Genomic DNA, 2,105 nt, shown 5'->3' with positions numbered 1-2,105 from the left:
TCGTCGCCACGAATCCCGGGTTCTCCCCCAGGAGCCTCGCCACATCATCGTTGTGTTCGAGCAACTCCCGCAAGCCGTCCACGTTCTGGACGGCCGGCACCACATCCGGATTGTGGATCGCCGCGACGTGCAGGGCCCGGTTGCCCAGGATGAGCGCGGCCGCGTCAGAGTGCACCTCGAAAAGGTCGGGCAGTACCGGGTCGTCGACCAGGCCCAGGAACTCGTCCTCCGAGAGGATGACTCCGGACTGATTGGCAAGCTCCCGGGCGAAACGGGGATGGCTCACCAGTGTGTCGACGATCTCGGGGTTGGAAATGGCCACGCTGAACGATTTATCGCCGCCACTGAGGATCGCGCGCACGACCTCGTTCAGAATTTTGACGCGTTCCGGGGAGAATCTGGTGTCATCGCCTCCGACTATGGCGAACAGACCATCGATAAGCTCCCTGCCGTCCTCCAGGAGCGTTTGGACTTCAGGATTGGAGAAGAAAGCCTCGGCAAGCGGTTCGCTGGCCGACAGCACCGTCATGAAGTTAGGCATCAACGAACTCAAGGTTGATGCTGTCGACGACGACATGATACGCCACATCTCGCGATTTCGAGACATATCTTGCCGGTAAAACGAATTAATCGCGACCAGGTCGACCAAATAGGGGTCGTTGAGGAACGCGTGGAGGAGCTTTCCGTTCTCGGCCAGGGCTACCGTGAATTCCAGGTCGTACGCCACGGCGGCGCGCGCTTTCCCTGATGCCATCAGCTTCGGCAGCAGAGCGGGGCGATCCCGCAGGGTGGTCACGATTTCCGAATTGTTGATCACAACGGCTTGCAGCCCGACGTTACGGTCGTCGGAAAGGACTGCACGCAGATCCGGCAGATCCTCGGATGCCTCTTCAATTTCGTCAAGGACGTCGAGGCTGTTCTCTATTGCTTCATCACTGTCCTCCACCGACGAGATCCGCGCGCGAGCTTCGTCCAACGGAAGGTACAGAGAAGAGAACAACATGCGATCCGCCGGCGTGAGCTTCAGGCCCTCGTCGGTGAAGCTGATCGGGCCCAGCGCCTCGATTTCGGCAAGGAGCGCGTCCGGGTCGTTCACATGGGGCAGGAAACGCTCGGGTTCTGTGGTGAGCGCCTCCTCGAAAGCAGGCCGTTGCAGCGCGGCTGCCAGGATCTTCGGGTGCGCGCCCAGCGCCGTCACCAAGGGAGCCTGAGCGTCCTCGGCGAGGGCGTCGAGGACGGCCGGATTGTCCAGCAGCGCCGCCCATTGGGCCGCGGGCACGGCGTTCGGGTCCACGTGGGCGTCCCTGGCCGCGTCGGCCAGACGGTGGAAGACCACGCCGTACGGAGCGAGGTCAGCCTCCTCGACGATGGTTGACGTATCCTCCGAGGCGACGTTCCGGAACTGGCTGGCAAGGCGGAGCAGCGCACCGTCATTGGCCATGAGCTGGGCGAACGCCGCCGGCGAATCAAACTCGTCGGTCAGTTCCTGGTCCCTGAATATCGTCGACACCAGGAGAGCGTCCTTGCGCGCCGCGGACCAGAAGCCGGGGATTTCGGACCCCCTGCTGAGGCCGCCCAGCGAGCCGGAGGCCCCCAGGATCAGGACGATACCGGGGTTGTCGAAGAGGGCCTGAGCGAACTCGGGGCTCGCGTTCAGGTACTCGAGAGCCTTCGTCGTTTTCGGCACCCACACCTGACTGCGCGCGTAGGGATCCCGCAGCGCCAGTCGCAGGAACTCGCCCTCCGGGAAATCCTCAGCGGGCAGGGCCTCGCGAAGGTCACCGTTCTCGTCCTCCAGCAAGCGGCGGATCTCGTGCGGCATGCGGAAGGCATCGAGATGGTCCGCCAGCGCGCGGGTGAACTCCACATCAGCGGCCAGCTTGGCCACCAGGTCGCGTTCGTTGGGGTACGCCAGCTTGACGAGGGGATGCTGCCGAATGCGCGTGAGCGGGAGAGTCGAGGTGGAGGCCGGCGCCGGCGCCACCTCGGCCGGCGTCGCCGTGGCGAGGGCCGTACGCAGCTCTCGGGGCTCGTCGCGCAGGTGATCGAAGGCATGCGGGGTCGCCGAGAGCACGGCCGCGAGTCCCGCGTTGCCGTAGGCGGCC

General features: G+C 64.5%; 1 protein-coding gene. It reads right to left on the bottom strand.

Features of this window, described 5'->3' with window-relative positions; genetic code table 11:
- Positions 1-2,105 (bottom strand): hypothetical protein (locus ACGFYV_RS37495; protein ID WP_393883025.1); only part of this gene is annotated, 2,105 nt, incomplete at both ends.

Source organism: Streptomyces sp. NPDC048297 (genome assembly GCF_043201585.1).
Taxonomy (GTDB): Bacteria; Actinomycetota; Actinomycetes; order Streptomycetales; family Streptomycetaceae; genus Streptomyces.
Note: the sequence above shows the minus strand (reverse complement) of the source record. Positions and strands in the feature narration are given on the sequence as shown.